General features: G+C 39.4%; 2 protein-coding genes. Both read left to right on the top strand.

Features of this window, described 5'->3' with window-relative positions:
* Positions 1 to 284: 284 nt before the first annotated feature.
* Positions 285 to 1442, top strand: coding sequence for a UDP-galactopyranose mutase (gene glf, locus BQ7314_RS06080; protein ID WP_174482814.1), 1158 nt, complete (start codon positions 285 to 287; stop codon positions 1440 to 1442).
* A 79-nt stretch (positions 1443 to 1521) separates the two neighbouring features.
* A complete protein-coding gene (locus BQ7314_RS06075; RefSeq protein WP_174482813.1) occupies positions 1522 to 1896 on the top strand; it encodes a S1 family peptidase in 375 nt (124 codons plus the stop codon).
* Positions 1897 to 1967: the final 71 nt, after the last annotated feature.

The raw sequence follows: 1967 nt of genomic DNA, 5'->3' as shown, positions 1-1967 counted from the left end.
GGCAACCTCGCCTTAAATCTTGCACTGTGTGATTTTCGTTTTGTGCTCATAGTAATAACCCGCTATAATCAACCTATATTTTGAGCTAAATCGCTCCTTAAGTATTGGTCTAAATATTGGGGGCCACTATATAATACTGGTATTTTCTTATTTAGATGCCAAGAACTTACGTGAATCACTAGAAAATAAGCGTGCCTTCGGTATACTTATATACTCTATGACTTATGACCCTCAAAAACAGCTGAGCCTTACGCCACTTAAATTTTTTTTCCCTTTCTTGTACTATGTTTGACACTATTATAATAGGTGCTGGCTTTGCTGGCTCTGTCTTAGCTGAATGCTTGGCAACACAAAAAAAACAGCGCGTGCTGGTTATTGATAAACGCCAACATATAGGTGGTAATTGCTATGATCGCTTCGATGATCACGGTGTTTTAATACACCAGTATGGCCCGCATTTATTTCATACCAATCATAAAGCCGTATTTGACTATCTTAGCCAATTTACCCAGTGGCGACCGTATCAACATGAGGTGCTTGGCTTTATTGATGGCCAGCAAGTACCGGTGCCTTTTAATCTCAATAGTCTGCATGCCTTATTACCCGATTCGCTTGCTAAGTCATTAGAATTGAAATTGATTGAGCGTTTCGGCTATGGTAAAAAAGTGCCTATTTTAGAGTTACGTAAAATTGATGATGCGGAACTTAAATTTTTGGCTGATTTTATTTATGAAAAAATATTTGTTCATTACACGGCTAAGCAATGGGGCAAAAAACCTGAGGATATTGACCCTGAGGTAACGGGCCGCGTGCCTGTCTTTGTTTCACGCGATAATCGTTATTTTCAGGATAAATATCAAGCTATTCCTACACATGGCTATACACGAATCTTTGAGAACATGCTAAATCACTCAAATATTAGTGTCATGCTTAATACTGATTTTAAAGATGTCTTTCATCTTGATTTAGATTCGGGGGCTATGCAATTATTAGGCAGTGAATTTAAAGGTGAATTGATTTTTACTGGCTTGATTGATGAACTGTTTCAGGGGCGATTTGGCGAGCTACCTTATCGTTCGCTAAATTTTCAATTTGAACATTTGCCTTGCGATCAGTATCAAGCTAAAACAACAATCAATTATCCAAATGATTATGATTTTACTCGGATTACGGAGTTTAAGCATATCAGCCAGCAAACTATTGCCGGCACAACTATCGTTAAAGAGTTCCCACAAGATTTTGAGCGTAATAACCCACTCAAGAATATTCCTTACTATCCTGTTTTTACTGAAGAGAATAAGGCTATTCTGGATCGCTATTTGAATTTTTCGAAAAAATTTGAGCGCGTGACCTTAGTGGGACGTTTAGCTGAGAACCGCTATTATGATATGGATGATATTGTGGCACGGGCTTTGGCTGTATTTGCAGATAAGTTTGCTTAGTGTTTTTTTGTAGAAGCAGCGGACTAAACATTTCTGCTATTCACGATGGGAAGTCACCGCTACACGTTAAGGATTTATTATGAAAATTCTCTTATTGATTAAACTATTTTTCCTTACAACCCTTGTCGGTTCTAGTCTAACACTCGCTAGTCCAAGTCAAAAAATGCTACGCATTATAGGCGGCACGACCTCTCAGGCAGACTTGTGGCCGTGGATGGCTGGCTTGGTCCCTAAAAATGCCTCGGCTGCCGCGGTATTTTGTGGTGCCAGTCTGATTGCTAAAGATTGGGTACTGACCGCGGGCCATTGCGTTGTTGACCAGTCGCCAGCTAACTTTGATATCATTATTAATCAAGCTCAATTAGATGCTGATACTGGCGAGCGTATTGCCGTAGAGCGTATCGTGTTGCATCCACAGTATAATAGTATTTCTTTAGCTAACGATTTGGGGTAGTGGGTGAAATCTGTTATTAAGCGTGAATATCTAGCCCAAATTCAACTTTATTGATTAGCAGTCCAATGACA

Source organism: methanotrophic endosymbiont of Bathymodiolus puteoserpentis (Logatchev) (assembly GCF_900128525.1).
Taxonomy (GTDB): Bacteria; Pseudomonadota; Gammaproteobacteria; order Methylococcales; family Methylomonadaceae; genus Methyloprofundus.
Note: the sequence above shows the minus strand (reverse complement) of the source record. Positions and strands in the feature narration are given on the sequence as shown.